The organism is Microbulbifer guangxiensis (genome assembly GCF_021729075.1).
Lineage (GTDB): Bacteria > Pseudomonadota > Gammaproteobacteria > Pseudomonadales > Cellvibrionaceae > Microbulbifer > Microbulbifer guangxiensis.
In genome coordinates, this window is record NZ_JAJSAQ010000001.1 from 26,708 (window position 1) to 45,427 (window position 18,720).

Below are 18,720 nucleotides of genomic sequence, written 5' to 3' on the forward strand. Positions count from 1 at the left end.
GGCAGGATTATCCTTGGGCGTTTGAGGGCTGGCTCAGGTGACGGATGCGATTTCTTCCGGGGTGAGCGGACGATAGTCGCCTTCGACCAGCTCCTCATCGAGCACGATATCCCCGATGCGCTCCCGGTGCAGTTCCAGCACCCGATTACCGAGGGCCGCGAACATGCGCTTTACTTGGTGATAGCGGCCTTCACCAATCGTCAGGCGAACTTCGTTGGCAAACAGGATTTCCAGTTTGGCTGGCTTGGTTCGCTTCTTTTCGCCATCGAGCCAGATGCCCTTGGCAAACTTCGCCACCGCGCTTTCGTCGATCCGCTCTGCCAGCATCGCGTAATAGGTTTTGTCGCAGTGGTGGCGGGGGGAGGTGATCATGTGGGACCACTGGCCATCATCCGTCAGTAGTACCAGGCCGGTGGTATCGATATCCAGTCGGCCGGCGATGTGCAGTTTCTGCTTGTTGGGCTCATCGATCAGGTCGAGCACCGTCGGGTGCTCGCTGTCCTTGGTCGCGCTGACATAGCCCAGAGGCTTGTGCAGCATGAAGTAGCGCGGACCGACTTCCTGCAGCGGCTCGCCGTCGAGGCAGAGTTCATCGGTTTCGCCGACCTTGGCGGACGGGTCGCCAACCACTTCTCCATTGACGGTGATGCGCCCGGCCCTGGCAGCCCGCTTCACATCAGCCCGGGACAGATCCGTGACCTGGCTGACGGCCTTGTCCAGCCGCATGTCCTTCTTATGACCTTTGCCCAAGGGAATCAGCCTATCTTGCGCTCGCCGGAATCCACGGACTGGTAGATCAGGGTGTTGATGGTCATGGGCCCCACGCCGCCGGGCACCGGGGTGTATGCGGCCACGCGGTCCACCAGCGGCGCCAGTTCGATATCGCCCACGCCGCCGGGGTGGTAGCCGGCATCGACCACCACCGCGCCGTCCTTGATCCACTCGGCTTTGATGAATTCCGGGCGACCCACGGCACCGACCACGATATCCGCACGACGGATGTGGTCAGCCAGATCCCTGGTGCGGGAATGGCAGATGGTAACGGTGGCGTTGGCGTTTAGCAGCATGGCGGCCATGGGCTTGCCAAGGATCGGGCTGCGGCCAACGACTACGGCATGCTTGCCTTCCAGCTCCACCTCATAGGCCTCCAGCAGGCGCATGATGCCCTTGGGTGTGGCGCAGCCGTAGGCTTCCTCGCCCATGGCCATGCGACCGAAACCGAGGCAGGTCACGCCGTCGACATCTTTATCCAGGTCGATGGCATCGAAGCAGGCGCGCTCGTCGATCTGTGCCGGAACCGGGTGCTGGAGCAGGATGCCGTGTACATTCGGGTTCTCGTTCAGCTCACCGATCTTGGCCAGCAGTTCTTCCGTGGTGGTGGAGGCGGGGAGCTCAACCTGCAGAGAGTCCATGCCGATGCGGCGGCAGGCATTGCCCTTCATCTTCACGTAAGTGGCGGATGCGGGATCATCACCCACCAGAATGGTGGCCAGGATCGGCGTCTGGCCGCCGCTCTTTTCTTTCAGCTTTGCCACGCGAGCGGACAGTTCTTCCTCGGTCTTCTGAGCCAGGGCCTTGCCATCGAGAACCAGTGCAGACATATGGATATCTCAAAACAGTCAATAAAGATCTTGGGCGGATGCCGGAGTGCCTGTGGTTCACAGGACAGGATTCACGGTGCAGGACCAGCTGAATGAAGGTCCCGGGTCGATTCCGGCACGGGTTTGCGAGGGGCGCTATTTTGTCACAGGCCGCGAATAATTTCCCTACCTGGTCACCGCTTGACCACTACAATGAAAACTGTGCAAAAAGAATAGCTTAGCGGCGTTGACTCCCCCCGGGACCCTGAGTATTATGCGCGCCTCGTCAGGGAGGCGGGCTTTTGAAAACGGCGCTATGCAGGTTTTCGCAGGCACTTCCTGCAGAGAATGGGATTTCGGGGCATAGCGCAGTCTGGTAGCGCGCCTGCTTTGGGAGCAGGATGTCGGGGGTTCGAATCCCTCTGCCCCGACCAGATTCGACCGGGTTTCCTTGCGCCCGTAGCTCAGCTGGATAGAGCATCCGCCTTCTAAGCGGATGGTCGCAGGTTCGAGTCCTGCCGGGCGTGCCATCCTTTTGAAGGTGGCGATGGTTTGGCAGGTTCGACTGAGCCCTCTGCCAGCCCGTAGTCGCAGGACTATTCCGGCCCATCAGCGCAGCTGATGGGCGTCGAAACGGTCGCAAAGCAGTGCTTTGCAAACGACCGTTGCGACCCTGCCGGGCTCGCTCGGTAGACGCTTCTCTGTACAAGAGGAATTATTACGGCACTGCCACAAGGTGTCGTTACTTGTCACGATTAATGGTGGCCGTAGCTCAGTTGGTAGAGCACAGGATTGTGGCTCCTGAGGTCGCGGGTTCGATCCCCGTCGGCCACCCCATATTCCGGTCCCTCGGGACCCCAAAAAAGCCCGGCATGTCCGGGCTTTTTTGTGTCTGTTCGCCAGCGGTGTTCTTTCCGCGCAGGCGCAAAAGGGCGAATTTGGTGGTAAACTCCGCCGCTCACTAACCAATAGACAAGACCAACGATTTAGAGGGTATCCAGTGTCCACCACCACTGTAGAGCGTAAGGCAACCAATGTTCACTGGCACGACGGCGAGGTCACTCGCGAGAACCGTGCCCAGATGCTGGGTCACAAGGGCGTGACTCTCTGGTTCACCGGCCTGTCCGGGTCTGGCAAGAGCACCGTGGCGGTGGCGGTGGAGAAGGCGCTGACTGCCCGTGGTGTGCTGAGCTACCGCCTCGATGGCGACAACATCCGCCTCGGCATCAACGCAAACCTGGGTTTCTCTGCAGAAGACCGTCAGGAGAACATCCGCCGGGTTGGCGAGATCTCCAAACTGTTTGCCGACACCGGTGTAGTGGTACTGAGCAGCTTCATCAGCCCCTACCGTGAAGATCGCGAGATGGTGCGCCGTATGCACCTGGAAGCGGACCTGCCTTACCTGGAAGTGTTCGTCGACTGCGCGCTGGAGGAAGCCGAGGCCCGTGACCCGAAGGGCCTGTACAAGAAAGCCCGCGCTGGTGAGATCCGCGGCTTCACCGGGATCGACGACCCCTACGAGGCGCCGGCGGCACCGGAGCTGCACCTGCGTACTGACCAGATGACCCTGGAGCAGGAAGTGGAGATGATTCTCTCCAACCTGCAGGCGCGCGGCATCATCGCCTGATCGAACTTCTGTCTGGAGCCCCGGTACCTCTTGTTCCGGGGCCGACTGGCATTCTGCGCCTCGGAATGTCATTTGCAGTGGTCCCTGGACGCCGGCCTGCGCCGGCATGACGAATCCCTCTATTGACTGTCACGCCGGGATGTGAGTCTGGCTTGGCATGACGAACCCCCTATTGATTGTCACGCTGGGATGTGAGTCTGGCTTGGCATGACGAACCCCCTATTGATTGTCACGCTGGGATGTCAGTCTGGCTTGGCATGACGAACCCCTCTATTGATTGTCACGCCGGGATGTCAGTCTGGCTTGGTATGACGAGTTTTTCGGCCCCCTCGTTCTATCGGCCTGAGCCGGTACAACGAATCAATGGATGATCGCCACCCCGGGGTGCCCATTTGGTCCGACAGGACGAATCAATCAAAAGTCGTCACTCTGGCCAGCGTGGCTGCGCCAATGCGACGAGTCCATCGATAATCATCCCCCCGGCCTGCCGATCTTGTCCGCTACGACGAATCAATCACTAGGCGTCACCCCAAACAGCCGGGCTGCACCGATGCGACGAGTCCATCGATAATCATCCCCCCCGGGTTGTCGATCTGGTCCGCCACAACGAATCAACCAAGAACCAATCAATAGGCGTCACTGCAAACAGCCGGGCCGCATCGGTGCCGCGAATCCACCGGTAATCGTCACCACGGCCTGCCGGTCTGCGCAGGCAAGTCGAACCAGGGGTTAGTCGTCACCCCGGCGAAGGCCGGGGTCCAGTCTCAGTGGCGGCGGAATTTTTCTGCGCGTCAATGCAGTACCCCCTGAATCGAATTTCTTTCCCCGATTCCCTGCACCTCTGCAGTCGTTTTCCTTCACAAAACCTCCCATCCCCAGACACCGTTTCACTCCCCCTGAAGTTCCGCTGCGCCACCGGTTCGCGTATCTCTGCGCACATGTTGCATGACCCGCCAGCCCGCGGTGGAGGTCGCTCCGGGCACATATACTCAAGGTGTGTCGAGGGCGTGAGAGCAGTCTGGAGGCGGATATGGCAGGACGGAGAGGACGGATACTCTCTGGCATCGTGATTGCGTTCTTTCTGGCGCTGGGTGCCGGTGTCTGGTACGGCTACCAGGAGTTGCCAAGAATTCCCGGAGTACCCAAAGCCCCGGTGGTGGGGGTTCCCGAGGGCGCTCTTAACCACAAGCCAATGCCTGCCTATGATGGCCCGCATCCGCGGGTGATGCCCCGGCCGCCCGAGTATTACCCCTTCCCGATCACCATCGGTGAAATAGGCCCCGTGGAAACGCTGTTCGCCGGTCCTTCCACGTACCCCTTTTACTGTGATGAAAACAGCGTCACCAAGCGCCAGCCCCTGATCGATAATCATGACGGGGAAGGCGTGCCTGTGTTTGCCCAGGATGAGAACGGGGAACTGACCGACGAAGTAATCGGCTACAGTCGGGATTGCAGTCATGCCACTGCCGTCACCTATTACTATCGCAGCACCACCGATGGCGACTTCCATCTGCTCGAAGAAGCCAATGGTGATATCGACCAGGTGACGGTGAACGGCCGCACGACCGATTTCATCGTCCGGCTCGAGACCGGGACCATTAACCGCTATCACTACGCCATCGCTGCCCTCAGAGGAGACGGCGAAACCGCCAGTCGACCCAGCCCCTCTAACTGGAACCGGCGCCTGATCTACCAGATGCGCGGTGGTGTCGGGGTAGGGCGCCGCCAGGGCGACATCAGCAAAGGCGACATCGTTTCCCGGCGTGCAGACCAGCTCGCCCGCGGTTATGCGATCGTCTACTCCACGGCCAATCAGACCAGTAACCACTACAACATCTGGCTGGCGGAAGATACGGCGCGGCGGCTCAAGAAGCAGTTCGAGGCTCTCTATGGCGAGCCCCTCTACACGGTCGGTCTCGGCGGCTCCGGTGGTGCCATCCAGCAATACTTGTTTGCCCAGAATGCCCCGGGCCTGCTGGACGCGGCGATACCGCTCTATTCCTATCCGGACATGGTGACGCAGACCATCTACGTCTTTGACTGCGAACCGCTGGAATACTTTTTCGACGTGCTGGATGCGGATAACCCGCGCTGGAAAGATTCCCGTGAGCGCACGGTGATTCAGGGGCTCTCGGCCAGTAATGAAGTGGAAAGTCGATTCAGCACCCTGAAAACTGCTGCGGCACTGTTTGACGGCCGATACCGTGATGGAGCCCAGGGCGCCACCGAATGCACCCAGGGCTGGCGGGGCCTGGTGCCATTGGTCAACAACCCCAACTTTGCCCACTTCAGCAATTACTTCGATGACGAAGTGGCGGAGCGCACGCACTGGACGCACTGGGAAGACCTGCGCCAGTTCTATGGCGCCGGCGAATCCGGCTACGCCAACAGTGCCTGGGACAACGAGGGGGTCCAGTACGGTCTTGCGGCCCTGCGCGCCGGGCAGATCTCTATCGACACCTTCCTGCGCCTGAATGCGAGTATCGGCGGCTGGAAGGACCCGATCGACCAGAGCGGGGAGAAACTGTGGTTCCTGAACGGCGACCTGTTCCCGGCAGAGCTGTCGGTCTGGAGCGAGCAGAACATGAATATCGGTAGCCTGGACAGGCCGGCGCCCCGCACCCGCGCCAGCCTGGAGGCGATCGAGGGTATTTACCGGTCGGGCCATGTCTTCCTTGGCGATGCCGAAATCCCGATCATCGACCTGCGTCACTACCTGGACGGCGAACTGGATATGCACCACAGCGTGGCGTCTTTCTCCGCCCGCGAGCGCATGCGGCGGGCCCGCGGGCATGCAGACAACCAGCTGATCTGGGTAGCCCACAAGGACTACACGCCGCTGGATGAGGCGCTGGATACCATGGACCGCTGGATGCTGAACATCATGGACAACCCCGAGGCCGGAGTGGCCGCCAACCGCCCGCGGGATGCCAGTGACCAGTGTTTCGACCAGGAGGGCAACATCATTGCAGCCGGGACGAATGTCTGGGATGGCGCCTGGAATGGCAGGCCCAGCGGTGCCTGCATGGAGGCCTATCCGACCTACCGCACATCGCGGCAAGTGGCTGGTGCGCCGATCACCGATGATGTGTTCAAGTGTCACCTGCAGCCGGTAGAGCAGGCCCTGGCCGAGGGCGTATACGGTGAGCTGAGTCAGGCCGTCGCCGAGAGAATGGTGGACATGCAGCGCATCTTTCCCACCGGTGTCTGCGACTACAGCGCCTCGGACCTGGCCCGGCCATCGGAAGACCTGATTCCGGGCCGGCAACCGGTGCGTATAGCCGGCCACATGATCACCCCGGATTACCGTGAGGTCCTGGATAGCCTGGTCGAGGGTGAGCCCGTTGAGCCGGCGCCGGGTGAACAGCCCGTGTCCGTTTCCATGCCGATGGAGGAGGGTGCGAGGGATTGAATTTGAGACAATCTGTCTATGCTTTGAACGTTCGGGAAAATCTTAGTTGGCGCGTATTTATTTCTTATTGACACCCGAACTGCATCGGGTATGATGCGCGTCGCTCGAGGGGCAAGGCCCCAAACCACAGAGCGACGCGAAAGCGACATGGGTGGTTAGCTCAGTTGGGAGAGCGACGGCCTTACAAGCCGTAGGTCACAGGTTCGACCCCTGTACCACCCACCATCTCCTGCGGGAGATGCACTACCGAGGACCGGTAGTTCAGTTGGTTAGAATGCCGGCCTGTCACGCCGGAGGTCGCGGGTTCGAGTCCCGTCCGGTCCGCCAAATACGAAAAAGGCCCCTCACGAAAGTGAGGGGCCTTTTTCGTATTTGTCAGAGAGTCACTAATCCCCCCGAAAGCTGACGCACAGGGAGGCGCCAAGCCGTGGCAAGTTTTCTCATCAATAAGCCCCCTCCGGACCCCGGCCTTCGCCGGGGTGACGAAGGGGGGCGTGAAGGCTGAATTTGCTACTACTTCTCGAGTTCGATTCCGCCACCCCCTCGTCATACCGGCGAAGGCCGGTATCCAGAGCCCCGGAACTGAGTTCTGCTGAGTCCCCAGGCCTGGCCCCCGGCCTTCGCCGGGGTGACGAAGGGGGGGGCGTGAAGGCTGAATTTGCTACTAGTTTCCGGGTTCGAGGCCAACCGCTACCCCCTCGTCATACCGGCGAAGGCCGGTATCCAGAACCCCCGAACTGAGTTCTGGTGAATCCCCAAGCTTGGCTCCCGGCCTTCGCCAGAGTGAGAACGGGGCAGCTTGAAGGCTGAATTGCTGCTATAGCAGATTCGAAACGGCCTCCCCGTCGTCATCACTCTCAATACCTCAAGCCGTTACCAATACTTTCCCATTCCGCTTGCCCCCAGCCGCCAGCGCCACCGCATGCTTGATCTCTTTCACGCTGAACACACTATCGATCGGTGCCTTTAGTTTCCCGCAGGCAATCAGCTTGGTCAGTTCTCCGTAAACCGCCATCTGCTCCTCCGGCGAAGCATTCTCAAACCACTTGGCCAGCCAGAACCCTTTGAGCGTCATGCCACGGAAAATCAGTGAGGCCGGGGAGACCTTGCAGGGCTTACCGCTCATCATGCCGTAGTTGACCAGAGTGGCTCCCTCCGCCAGGCAATCGGCAATCCTCCCCGTCGCAGTGTCACCAACCGCGTCGATGCCAAGCGGGATTGGTGCGCCACCGGTGGCTTCCTTGACGCGAGCTGCCAGATCCTCGCCATCCACCAGTACCACGTCTGCGCCTTCTTCTTTCAGCGTCGCAATCAGGGATTCACGGCGCACGATATTCACTGTTTTTAATCCCCGAATCTTTGCCAGCTGGATCAGGTAACTGCCAACTCCCGAATTGGCAGCATTCTGGATGACCCAGTCACCGGGCTTCAGCTCCACAAACTCACTCAGCAGCAGAGACGCCGTGGGTGGATTGATGGAAACCATCGACAGTTGCTTGGGATCCGCCTCATTTGGCAGCGGAACCAGCTTGTCCGCCTGGGCAACCAGATGCGTCCGCCAAGTACCGCACCCCACAGGGAGCAACACTGTCTGGCCGATAGCCGGCGCATTCACTCCGGGACCCAGCTCGACGATCTTGCCAACACCTTCATTGCCGCCAACCGCGGGCAGGGGTGGCAACATCCCGTATTCCCCGGTCAGGGTAAGCACATCGGAAGGGTTGATGGGCGCTGCGAGCAGCTCGATCAGGACCTCGCCCTGATTGAGCTTTGGTTTCTCGAAGGCGACCGCCTCAATGACATCCTGCGGCACGGGGCCTCGTTGCCGATATTCTGCTTTGAGCATTTCTGGCTTCCTTCTCTGGTGCTTGCCAACATTGCGCCTGAATCTAATGCATAGCAGCGGTCACAGGCCACTCATCAGTCGTGATGAACTGACATCACTGGCGCTGATATCAGCAACTGTTCGCAGGATTGATCCGAACAGGTTGCAAGATGTCCGATTTATAGCTATGTTTCGGACAATAGCGTAATGGAGGCACCCATGAGCACTTCAGCATCCGTCAATCCCAGCCCCACCGAGGGTGCCGTCCTGCTCGAAGCATTGCTCAGAACGGGGGAGCAGCTTGGCCTCAGGAAGCGGGAACTTGGCGATATCATTCACCTGGATGACCGCACCCTGCGTCGCAAAGCCGAACTGGACCCTGACAGTGCACCGGGGCAGCTGGCCCTGTTACTGGTGCGGGCTTATCGGTCCGCGTTCGTACTGATGGGTGGGGAAGAGGGCGCCCGACATTGGTTCCAGACTGAAAACCGTGCCCTAAATGGAGTACCCAGAATATTGGCTACCCGCATTGACGGCCTGGTGAGGATCGTCAACTACCTCGATGCCATGCGGGGCAAGGTGTGAGCCGGTCCATCTCAGAGTTGATCAGGTCCACCCGGCGCAGGCTGCTGGGAAAGCTCTACCGGATCGTCGAATCTCAGGAAGAAGTCGCCACGCGCAGCCTGGTGGATAACCTGCAGAAACAGCAGGTGCTGGAGGACCTGCTCGAGCGCAGTAAACCCGCCAGATTGCCCGGAAGCGAGGATCTTCATTACCTGCTCGCAACTCCGTTTCGTTACCCACCACTACCCTGGGGCTCTCGATTCGGCCGGCCGTCAGAAAACGGGATTTTCTATGGCAGCAAGAGCGTAGCCACCGTGCTCGCCGAGGCGGCGTTTTACCGACTGCGGTTTTATCGGGACATGGTCGAGCCTCCTCCGCATCCGATCACCAGCTACCACAATGTCTTCTCAGCCAAATACCGGATTCAGCAGGGCCTGGCTCTGCAGAGCACCGCCTGGGAGGACCACAGGCAAGCTCTGACAGATCCGTCTGACTATCGCTTCTGCCATAAGCTCGGGGCCCAGTTGCGTGAGCAGGGTATTGAAGGAATAGAGTTCCTTTCCGCCCGCGCACTTCAGTCGGGCCTCATCTCTCTGAAAACTGGAGGTACCGAGGGTATCAATGTTGCCCTGTTCGAGCCCCGCACTCTGCTGAATCGGGCACCTGCGCAGGAGGCGGATGTCACCGCTGAAACGAGTGAAGACCGGGTGACATTCCTGGTCAAGAGCGGCGGCCAGGTCGATACTCGTGAATTCCTGCAGGCCAGCTTTACTGTTGGGGGAGATCTCCCAGAGCCAGCCTGAACTGGTTGCATTTGCCACATATTGGGTGCCAGTCCCATGACACTCCGCTATCTCTCTAGCCTCACACTTTCCGAACTCGAACGAGCCGCACGTGCGGTCCCATACGAGCAGCTACCCGAAGAGCTGTATCCAGGCGTAGATGTCTGGATTCGTCGCGACGACCTGCTGGACCCCCTCATTTCCGGCAATAAAGCCTACAAACTGCTATTCAACCTCATCGAAGCTCGAGAGCAGGGCGCCGAAAAAATAATCACCTGTGGCGGCGCATGGTCAAATCATATCCATGCTGTCGCCGCTGCGGGCCGTCGTTTCGGATTCCAGACAATCGGCATCATTCGGGGCGAGCGTCCAAAGCAACTCAGCGCCACCCTTCAGGATGCGGAGCGCTTTGGAATGGAACTTCGTTTTGTAACCCGGGATCTCTACCGTCAGCGAAGTGACAAGGACTTCCTGAATTTGCTTGGGCTTGATGCAAGCAGTTCACTTTTTATACCGGAGGGCGGCGCGAACCTGGCTGGCGCCCAAGGTGCAAAGTTCCTCGCTCGTGTGATAAAGGAAACCGCGCCGTTACATTTTGACCAGGTGTGGCTTGCCTGCGGCACCGGCCTGACTCTGGCAGGGGTGCAGGCGGGCTTGACTGATACTCCGGTTATAGGTGTTCCGGTACTGAAAGCCGGGAGATCAATTTTTGAACATGGAATGGCGTGGCTTAAACAGCTGGGGGGCGGGAGTGCCTTGGAGCCACTGCGGGAAGGATACGAATGCGGCGGCTATGCGCGAGTCTCCCCGGAGTTAAGTGGGTTTATCCGGAGCTTTGAGCGGCTGACCGGTGTTCCCCTGGACCCGGTGTACACCGCAAAGTTGGCGTTTGGTTTTCAGGCGGAACTCAAAGCCGGGAGAGTCACCAAAGGGAAAAGTGTATTATTGCTACATTCGGGGGGATTACAGGGCAGGCGTGGACTCTTCAGCTGATTGATAATTAAACAGATGCTTGTTTTGTAGAACCAAACCACCGAAGCACATTCGACTCCCCAAACCGCGTGATGCATAATGACAGGTTTGCGGGAAGGGGCCTCAGGCACCAATTGTCTTGCGCTGTGTGTCAAGAATTAATCTGAAGCGCCGGAAAAGCAAGATTCTTTAATGAGTTTCACGGCCCGGAATCGGGCACCATGGGGGAACGGTGTCAGAGTTCCAGAACATAGGCCTGATTGGCCGTACGGAAAGCGATAGCGCAGTTCTCTCGCTCAAGCGTCTGATGGCGTTCCTTGAGCGTGAGGGTTTTTCTGTCGTGCTCGAGAATGAGACCGCCACCGCCGTGCCTGGACACTCCTCCCGTGTGTCATCTAAGGACAGGCTTGGCGAGCTCTGTGATCTTGTTATCGTCGTCGGCGGCGATGGCAGCCTCCTCGGCGCCGCCCGCGCGCTTGCTAAATATAGTGTTCCGCTTCTCGGTATCAACCGGGGTCGCCTTGGCTTCCTAACCGATATTACTCCCGATGAAATCGAGCAAAAAGTAGGCGAAGTGCTGGCCGGCAAGTACATGGCCGAAAGCCGCTTTCTGCTCGACATGTCAGTGACCCGAGACGGTAAACCTGTTGGAAAGGGCTCTGCTCTAAATGATGTGGTAATTCACCCTGGTGAATTCATCCGCATGATTGAATTCGACCTGTACATCGACGGCCAGTTTGTTTACACGCAACGTTCAGATGGCCTGATTATATCCACCCCTACAGGCTCCACCGCTTATGCGCTCTCCGGTGGGGGGCCGATCATGCATCCAAAACTGGATGCCATCGCTGTTGTGCCACTTAATCCTCATACCCTGAGCAGCCGGCCAATCGTGGTTGAGGGTAGTAGTGAGTTCAAAATTATTGTGGGCGCACATAATGTCGCGAACCCCCATGTGACATGCGATGGGCATGACCAGGTGATCACAGAGCCAGGAGATGTGTTAAGAATTCACAAAAAGCCTCACCGCCTTACATTGATCCATCCTATTGATCATAACTTTTATGAAACGTGTCGCTCTAAGCTGAACTGGCAAACGATGTAGGAATTGATTAATGGTTAGGCAGCACTCTGGGCCGAGGAAGTTGAGCGACAATGGCGATATATTGGGGCTAAAGAGAGAAGTAAATTGAACTCAATCGATTATAAAGGACTGACAAGTTATTTGTTTTTGTCCGAACTTAAGTCGGACCTGGACAAGTACATACTGGGTCCAGTTTGGTGGATTCTTGAACCATGCTTGTTTGTAGCTGTCTTCTACTTTCTATTTGCCCATTTAAAGGGTAGTGGGGACTTCGTCTACTCCTTGGTCTGTGGAATAACGACCTGGCGCTGGATGATGGAGATAGTCAATCGAGGTGGGGCGTCGGTTTTCAGAAAGAAAGGAGTCTTGCAGAACTTTAGAGTACACCCTTTTGTCTTTCCCGTAGTCACTTTAATGGTTAGTACATTAGAATTTATATTTGTTCTTAGTTGTGTGTTCGTGCTACTAGCTGTACAGGGTGTGCTGAGTTTCGGCCACTGGGGGGACTTTGTTATTTGGATCATTTGTGCAGTGATCACTTCATTTAGTTATGGAGTGTTGTTTAGTGTGGTGATGCCCTTTGTTCCGGATGTGCAAATTATAATTTCACGAGCCACTATGCTCATGATGTTTCTATCTGGTGTTATCTTTCCAATAGACGATATGTCAGAAACTGCTCAGCAAATTCTGTTCTGGAACCCTTTTGCACATATTATCGAAGGCATAAGAGATCTGCTTCTCTATGGTAATAGAATTGACACCCTGACCTTTCTAGTTATCACTGGAGTTCATCTCCCGATTCTTACTTTTGGGTATGTCATGCTGGGCCGCTTGCGCGGTGAAATTCCAAAGAGGTTGATCTAACCGTGAAAGACAGAGTCTTGAAATTAGAGAGGGTGTCTCTGTGCTACAAAAGTGGTTATAACATCTTTAAATCTTCAAAGAAGACAGTACTCTCTAACATCAGCATGGAGATACGGCGCGGTGAGAAGATTGGGGTAGTTGGAAGAAATGGTGCGGGGAAAAGTTCTCTTTTGAAGCTGTTAGCAGGAATCTACCAGCCTGACAAAGGGAAAATCTTCGCGAGTGAAAGCGTTCGATCAGCTTTCATAGGACTTCAAAATGGGTTCGTTCCCTATATGTCAGGTTTGGATAACATTACCCTGACAGGCTTGTTGATGGGGATGACTCGAAGCGAAGTGCGTCGAAAGCTTGAGCAAATAGTTGACTACACGGAGCTGGGTGAGAACATCCATCGCCCTGTGTTTAGTTACTCCTCAGGTATGAAAGCGCGCTTGGCATTCGCTATTTCGGCGTTCTCAGAGCCAGACCTTCTTCTAATTGATGAAGCTATGTCTGTGGGCGATCGAGCCTTCAGAAAAAAATCAGAGGAAAAGATTGCGGAGCTTATAAAAGGTGATGCCGCCGTGGTCTTGGTTTCGCATGAATCGCATCTAATTCAAAGCATATGTACTCAAGCAATTTGGCTGGATAGAGGGGTTGTCGTGCAATCGGGCGACAGTGACTCTGTAGCGGAAGTTTATGCTAAATCATTTGAGGCTAATCCCGGGATTTTGAAGAAGGCACAGACGTTAGTGGCGGTATGAAGCAAGTGGCGCAAAGGCAATCTCCTGTTGCTGGAACCCTGGTCGGCATTATCACTTACAATCCAGACCTGACTGTTCTGCAGTTACTTCTTGAAAGAGTTTCGGGGGGTAATTCTGATGTGCTCGTTTACGATAATGCATCAAAAAATGTGAAATCGATTGTCACATTGTGTGGAGGAGTTCCTGGCTGTTCAGTTGTTTCTGGTGAAGAAAATATCGGAATTTCTGGAGCTGCAAACGCCATATTTGAAACGGCAGCTTCAGAAAGCAAAGAGTTTGTCCTTCTATTCGACCAGGACTCGATACCCGAAGTCGGGTACTCTGAGATCCTTGTAGCTGCTTATCGAAAGTTAAGAAGGCAGGGCGTGAACGTAGCTGCACTGGGCGGCCTTCAAACCTGCCGTTTTACCAATTATGATCAACCCTTTGTGCAGTTCGGAAAGTGGAGAGCTAGAAAAATATTGCCCGAACGATGCGGAGACCCTATACCTGCAGACTTCTTGATTACATCCGGGACGCTGATATCTACTCAATCGCTCAAGAAAATCGGTGGATATGACAGCCAACTGTTCATTGATAATGTTGATGTGGAATGGTGTAGTAGAGCAATCGCGTTGAGTTATAGGATTTTTGGAGTCCCGGGAGCCAAGTTTACCCATACAGTTGGCGAGAATAGGGCAACCTTCTTTGGTGTTCAATTGGCGAAGCAGCACTCTCCAGCCCGCACATTCTATATTTACAGAAATATCTTGATATTGTCTCAGCGAGCTTACGTAAGCACCGCCTGGAAAATAAACGCGACTGTTAGAGCGTTCTTGAAAATGCTGTTTCTCGCTTTCTTCGACAGGGCAAGAATTGCGCATTTGAAGGCTATATTCGCGGCTGTTCGTCACGAGAGATTGAAGAAGACTTTGACCGAAGTGCGTTCGCAAGCGGTGGTGGAACTTTAACAATGGGCTCCAAGTTGTCAGTTGGCTTAGTCTGCCACGATACAAAGCTGCATATACTCGAAAAGTGTCTGAGTAGTTTGTTGCGAGAGCTTTCAGAAGCGATTAACGAAAACCTAGTTTCAGAAGCAGAAGTTTATTTGCTCGATAATTCCCAATCAGCGGTGTACGGCGGTGAGCTGCATTTGCTTACTGAAAAACTTTCTCTTCCCCAGCATATTCGGGTGATTCTCTTATCGTCGACAAATAAAGGCTTTGGTGCGGGGCACAACGAAGTTCTCGGCCGGAGTGCTGCAGATATTCACCTGATAGTTAATCCAGATCTTGAGTTCCTCCCGTATTCCATTGCAAATGCGGTCAAGGGAATTGATTTTGGAATTACGGGCATTGTAGTGCCAAAGATACTAAATTCTGAGGGTTTCCCCCTGCGTCTTCATCTTAGGCGTTTTAGGACAGGCCATATTTTTCTTCGCTCAATAGCACCAGGATTTATTAAAAAGTTATTTCGGAAGAACCTCCGTGCTGCAACGTATCCAAATGTACGGACTTATGTCCCAGTAGAATCGAGTTCAGTCTTTTCGGGCTGCTGTATGCTTTTCGATAGCGCAATTTTAAAGGCGTTAGGTGGCTTTGATGAGCGGTATTTCCTGTATTTTGAGGACTATGACCTCTCATTAAGGGCGTTGATGAAAACATCAGCTCTCATCGAGCCTGACTTTCAAGTTATCCATCATGGTGGCAATACAAGTAAGAAGGGACGAAAGCATATATTTTGGTTCTTGGCCTCAGCGATACGCTTTTACTGGGGGCGATTTAAATCAGCGATTCGGCCAGGCGAAAGAGTATGTTGAGCTACGTTGTTAAATTGCGGATTCTAGTCTCAGAGTATGCATTTAGACTGGCAACCAGAGTTCCCAAGCCTGTTCGTCGTCGGTTGAAGACTTTGCGTGCCATTTCCCATGGTTTTAATTTGGTGAAAGATGATGCTTACCGTGTTAGACATGCCTTTAATATGCTGAAGGCGCGTCAGGCACAGGAGCTGGAGGCAATGGCATCTTTCCGGGAGAGGGTGCCGGAAAGCAGAATCCATTTAGTCGTTGACGCAACGGTGGCAGATTTTTCCCAAGTGTCTGAGACAGTATCAAGTGTCCTCAATCAGTTTTCTTCTGCTGCCAAGGTCACTTTGTTTATCAAAGAAGCGGGCACAAAAGAACGGTTGTTTATATCTTTTCCAGAGCTGGATAGTGCCCTATTCAACATCGTTCATTCAGTATTTGGAGCAGCTAGAGCTCTTGGAGAAGCAACACGGTTCCAGTTGGCTAAAACTGAATATATTCTATTTCTGAAGGCCGGTGATGTACTCAATCGCTATGCGATTACTGCATTTGAACACTCTATAGAGTCCGGTAAGTATCCTGATGCTCTTTATAGTGATGTCACGACAATTGTGGATGACATACCAGTTGTCGAATGTCGTCCAGAATTCTGTCCAGACTATCTCTACGAATATAACTACCTGCCTTCATCGATTTGTTTTAAATCCGATCTGGTTCAGGGGCTGATTTTACCTGATGTAGAATGTGCTGAAGGGGTAGAGGCAATCAATCACGCTTTAGCTATTCTTCTGAGTAGCTGTCCGAACGTTAATATTAAGCATATACCTTATACACTTCTTGAACACATAACCAGAGTTACTCCTGAAAGACCGGTTTCACAACTTGCGCGTCAATCCTTGAAGCTCATTGGTGCAGAGCGGGGGTTTAAAATTCGAGAGGGTGTAAGTAAAGAAACTCTATGTGTTCAGTGGGAGATGGACGGATTTCAGCCTCTTGTCAGCATTATTATTCCGACAAGAGATCAAGTGGATTTACTTCGCCAATGTATTGAATCTATCTTGGAGAAGTCAAGTTACCAGAACATCGAAATCTTGTTAGTTAACAACAATTCAGAAGAAATAGAAACTTATGATTATTTTTCATTACTTGCTGATGATTCCAGAATCAAAATAATCGATTACCCTTATGAGTTTAATTACTCAGCAATTAACAATTTTGCAGTTACCAAAGCTTCCGGTGATTTTATAGCCTTGGTGAACAACGATATAGAGGTGATTAGTGCTGACTGGCTGGAAACACTGATTTCCCAGTGTGCTAGGCCTGAAGTGGGCTGCGTTGGTGCGAAGCTCTATTATCCGGATGACACCTGTCAACATGGTGGAGTGGTTATTGGTTACGGCGGTGTTGCGGGGCATGCTCATAAGAATTTTGAAAGGTCAAGCAAAGGATACATGTGCCGCCTGATTACCACTCAGAACTTTACTGCTGTTACAGCAGCTTGTCTCATGATTAGGAAGGAGACATTTCTGAAGGTGGGCGGTCTGGATGAAGAGAACTTAACAGTTGCATTCAATGATATTGATCTTTGTTTGAAAGTGCATACTTTAGGTCTTCGCAATATCTGGACACCCCATGCGGAGTTGTATCACCATGAATCCGTGTCTCGCGGGAGTGACCGAAAAGGAGCTGCCCGCATTCGCTTTATGAATGAAATAAAATACATGAAAAAGCGCTGGAATACCCATGAATTTAAAGACCCAGCATATAACGAAAATTTGACGCTCAGTCGTGAAGATTTCGCGCTTAAGACCTACTAATTTAGTCTAGAAAGAATCCTGTGTTATGAGAGTTTTGATCTACGGCCTCGCGAAAAGCGGAACCACCATTTTAGCAGCTCGGGTTCAAGCTTCACTTGAAGAGCATTGCGGTAAAAAGGTTGCCAATTCATTTGAGCCGGCAGAGATATTGCGGCTTGACGGAGAGGTGGAATATTTAAAAGGAGGTAAGAGGCAGCGCTCTGTGGAGAATGAAGTAGTCAAGACTTTATTCGATTCAGGTATTCCAGCTGATGAGATATTGAAGTATCAGGGTCATTTTGATAAAAAAATTTTTATCACCCGCGATCCACGAGACCGTTACATCAGCCAGGTTTTTTATCGTTGGCATGCGGGTCATAATCCCGACAAGAATAAGTTTAGAAGAACTCTCGATTTACTCAAGCTTAAGGAGTCGAGGCCGGATTCAGTACCGTTCGTATTCCTTGCAAATCAGAATCCCTCTGCTTTTGCAGGATTACGGAAAGGATTGGCTGAAAGTTATGAACCAGTGATTGATTTTTTAAAGGGACTTTCAAACGACTGGCATGTGGTGCGGTATGAAGACATAGTTGATGGTCGGATAAATGATTTGGCCTCTTATTTAGGTTTTCCTATCAGACACAATGTGGGGGTATCTAAGGCACTCACAAGAGTGGTAAGAAGTAAGTCATACGGTAATTGGCGACGTTGGCTCACAGAGCATGATGTTGCCTATTTGAAACCGGCGTTTCAGAAATATTTAGAGTTTACAGGTTATGATGCAGACGATTGGGAACTCGATACGGTAAGGAGTCTTCCAGAAAAGGAAGGTTCAGCTTACATAGAAAAGTTGTTCTCTGGGCCGCAGGAATATAGTAAGAAATATATCACTATCGCTTCCCGCATGAAAAAAAATCTTTTTTTATTAGCGGCTCGCATAGCACATTCCAATATTCGTTATTTACACTCCAATATCCGTCATTCACTTTTTCCGAGAGTTGCGCCCGCTGAGCCCCGCCTATTTCTTCACATTCCTAAAACGGCTGGCACGAGTTTTCGAGAATCTCTAAGGTTGTCGGTTGGGGATTTAAACATAATTAAAGACTACCCAAAACAGCGGGGGCATGAAAAAAGTCTGCCATATAGGTTTCTAACAAAAATCGACGACCCCAGTACGCTAAAGCAGCATCTGTCGAAATATAGGAGTGCATGGGTTTCAGGGCATGTTCGCTACAGTCGATATTGTCAAGTGATACCTCCTGAAAATACGTTTACTTTTGTTCGGCATCCTGTCGATCGTCTTGTCTCCCTTTATAAGCACCGGTGTCGGCATATGGGGTTGAAGCTGTCCTTTGAAGAGTTCATAGATCAGGAGGCAGTGCACAATACGCAATCTAAGTACCTGCCTTTGGATCTCCTGCACCAGTTTGCATTTGTCGGCTTGACTGAAGAGTATGCCAAATCACTTGAGTATCTGAATTGGAAATTCGATCTAAATCTTTCAGAGGTTAAAAGGAATGAGGCTCCTATAGAACAACAAGTAGAGCTCGATACGGATATTTTGAATAAAATCCGACAAAAAAATTCAGAAGACCTGGCTCTTTATGATGCGGCGCAAGAACTTTTCAGGAAAAGAATTCTGGAAATGAATTCAGATTACTCAAAAGTGCAACTGGCTGAGGTATAAC

15 protein-coding genes and 5 tRNA genes are annotated in these 18,720 nt (G+C 53.4%); 17 read left to right on the forward strand and 3 right to left on the reverse strand.

From position 1 onward, the window contains the following. Nucleotides 1-33: 33 nt before the first annotated feature. On the reverse strand, nucleotides 34-726 hold the full coding sequence (rsuA, locus tag LVD12_RS00130) for a 16S rRNA pseudouridine(516) synthase RsuA (RefSeq protein ID WP_237065868.1): 693 nt from the start codon (nucleotides 724-726) through the stop codon (nucleotides 34-36). A 29-nt stretch (nucleotides 727-755) separates the two neighbouring features. Continuing rightward, entirely contained in the window at nucleotides 756-1,601 is an 846-nt protein-coding gene (folD, locus tag LVD12_RS00135) for a bifunctional methylenetetrahydrofolate dehydrogenase/methenyltetrahydrofolate cyclohydrolase FolD (RefSeq protein WP_237064701.1), read from the reverse strand. Nucleotides 1,602-1,937: 336 nt separating this feature from the next. On the opposite strand from folD, the gene LVD12_RS00140 reads away from it, so the two are divergent. From LVD12_RS00140 to LVD12_RS00170, 7 genes are all read left to right on the forward strand, one after another. Then, nucleotides 1,938-2,014, forward strand: a tRNA-Pro gene (locus LVD12_RS00140). 19 nt (nucleotides 2,015-2,033) lie between these two features. Next, nucleotides 2,034-2,110 (forward strand) — tRNA-Arg (locus LVD12_RS00145). A gap of 231 nt (nucleotides 2,111-2,341) precedes the next feature. Next, a tRNA-His gene (locus LVD12_RS00150) sits at nucleotides 2,342-2,417 on the forward strand. A 163-nt stretch (nucleotides 2,418-2,580) separates the two neighbouring features. Beyond that, on the forward strand, nucleotides 2,581-3,207 hold the full coding sequence (gene cysC / locus LVD12_RS00155; RefSeq protein ID WP_237064704.1) for an adenylyl-sulfate kinase: 627 nt from the start codon (nucleotides 2,581-2,583) through the stop codon (nucleotides 3,205-3,207). A 1,030-nt stretch (nucleotides 3,208-4,237) separates the two neighbouring features. Beyond that, nucleotides 4,238-6,619 carry a DUF6351 family protein gene (locus tag LVD12_RS00160; protein WP_237064706.1) on the forward strand — a complete coding sequence of 794 codons (2,382 nt, stop codon included), beginning with the start codon at nucleotides 4,238-4,240 and terminating at the stop codon, nucleotides 6,617-6,619. Between the two features lie 149 nt (nucleotides 6,620-6,768). Next, nucleotides 6,769-6,844 (forward strand) — tRNA-Val (locus tag LVD12_RS00165). 25 nt (nucleotides 6,845-6,869) lie between these two features. Then, nucleotides 6,870-6,946, forward strand: a tRNA-Asp gene (locus tag LVD12_RS00170). A 538-nt stretch (nucleotides 6,947-7,484) separates the two neighbouring features. Here the strand turns inward: LVD12_RS00170 and LVD12_RS00175 are convergent. Next, the gene (locus tag LVD12_RS00175; RefSeq protein WP_237064708.1) at nucleotides 7,485-8,465 is read right to left on the reverse strand and encodes a zinc-dependent alcohol dehydrogenase family protein; all 981 of its coding nucleotides are present in this window, start codon (nucleotides 8,463-8,465) and stop codon (nucleotides 7,485-7,487) included. A 198-nt stretch (nucleotides 8,466-8,663) separates the two neighbouring features. On the opposite strand from LVD12_RS00175, the gene LVD12_RS00180 reads away from it, so the two are divergent. The 10 genes from LVD12_RS00180 to LVD12_RS00225 all read left to right on the forward strand — a co-directional run bounded on the left by LVD12_RS00180 (nucleotide 8,664) and on the right by LVD12_RS00225 (nucleotide 18,719). Beyond that, on the forward strand, nucleotides 8,664-9,029 hold the full coding sequence (locus LVD12_RS00180) for an MbcA/ParS/Xre antitoxin family protein (protein ID WP_237064710.1): 366 nt from the start codon (nucleotides 8,664-8,666) through the stop codon (nucleotides 9,027-9,029). Next, nucleotides 9,026-9,811 (forward strand): RES family NAD+ phosphorylase, encoded by a 786-nt coding sequence (locus LVD12_RS00185; RefSeq protein ID WP_237064712.1) that lies wholly within the window; start codon nucleotides 9,026-9,028, stop codon nucleotides 9,809-9,811. Before LVD12_RS00180 ends, LVD12_RS00185 begins: the two co-directional genes overlap by 4 nt. A 36-nt stretch (nucleotides 9,812-9,847) precedes the next feature. Continuing rightward, entirely contained in the window at nucleotides 9,848-10,783 is a 936-nt protein-coding gene (locus LVD12_RS00190) for a 1-aminocyclopropane-1-carboxylate deaminase/D-cysteine desulfhydrase (protein ID WP_237064714.1), read from the forward strand. A gap of 211 nt (nucleotides 10,784-10,994) precedes the next feature. Next, a complete protein-coding gene (locus tag LVD12_RS00195; RefSeq protein WP_237064716.1) occupies nucleotides 10,995-11,867 on the forward strand; it encodes an NAD(+) kinase in 873 nt (290 codons plus the stop codon). 84 nt (nucleotides 11,868-11,951) lie between these two features. Beyond that, complete coding sequence (locus LVD12_RS00200; protein WP_237064717.1) at nucleotides 11,952-12,710, forward strand: ABC transporter permease; 759 nt, start codon at nucleotides 11,952-11,954, stop codon at nucleotides 12,708-12,710. A 2-nt stretch (nucleotides 12,711-12,712) separates the two neighbouring features. Beyond that, nucleotides 12,713-13,453 carry an ABC transporter ATP-binding protein gene (locus LVD12_RS00205; RefSeq protein WP_237064718.1) on the forward strand — a complete coding sequence of 247 codons (741 nt, stop codon included), beginning with the start codon at nucleotides 12,713-12,715 and terminating at the stop codon, nucleotides 13,451-13,453. Next, a complete protein-coding gene (locus tag LVD12_RS00210; RefSeq protein ID WP_237064719.1) occupies nucleotides 13,450-14,403 on the forward strand; it encodes a glycosyltransferase family 2 protein in 954 nt (317 codons plus the stop codon). The genes LVD12_RS00205 and LVD12_RS00210 overlap by 4 nt, the downstream gene beginning before the upstream one ends. A 2-nt stretch (nucleotides 14,404-14,405) precedes the next feature. Further along, the gene (locus LVD12_RS00215; protein WP_237064720.1) at nucleotides 14,406-15,251 is read left to right on the forward strand and encodes a glycosyltransferase; all 846 of its coding nucleotides are present in this window, start codon (nucleotides 14,406-14,408) and stop codon (nucleotides 15,249-15,251) included. Continuing rightward, nucleotides 15,245-17,053, forward strand: coding sequence for a glycosyltransferase family 2 protein (locus LVD12_RS00220; RefSeq protein WP_237064721.1), 1,809 nt, complete (start codon nucleotides 15,245-15,247; stop codon nucleotides 17,051-17,053). Before LVD12_RS00215 ends, LVD12_RS00220 begins: the two co-directional genes overlap by 7 nt. Before the next feature lie 25 nt (nucleotides 17,054-17,078). After that, entirely contained in the window at nucleotides 17,079-18,719 is a 1,641-nt protein-coding gene (locus LVD12_RS00225) for a sulfotransferase family 2 domain-containing protein (protein ID WP_237064722.1), read from the forward strand. The last annotated feature ends 1 nt before the right edge of the window (nucleotide 18,720 follow it).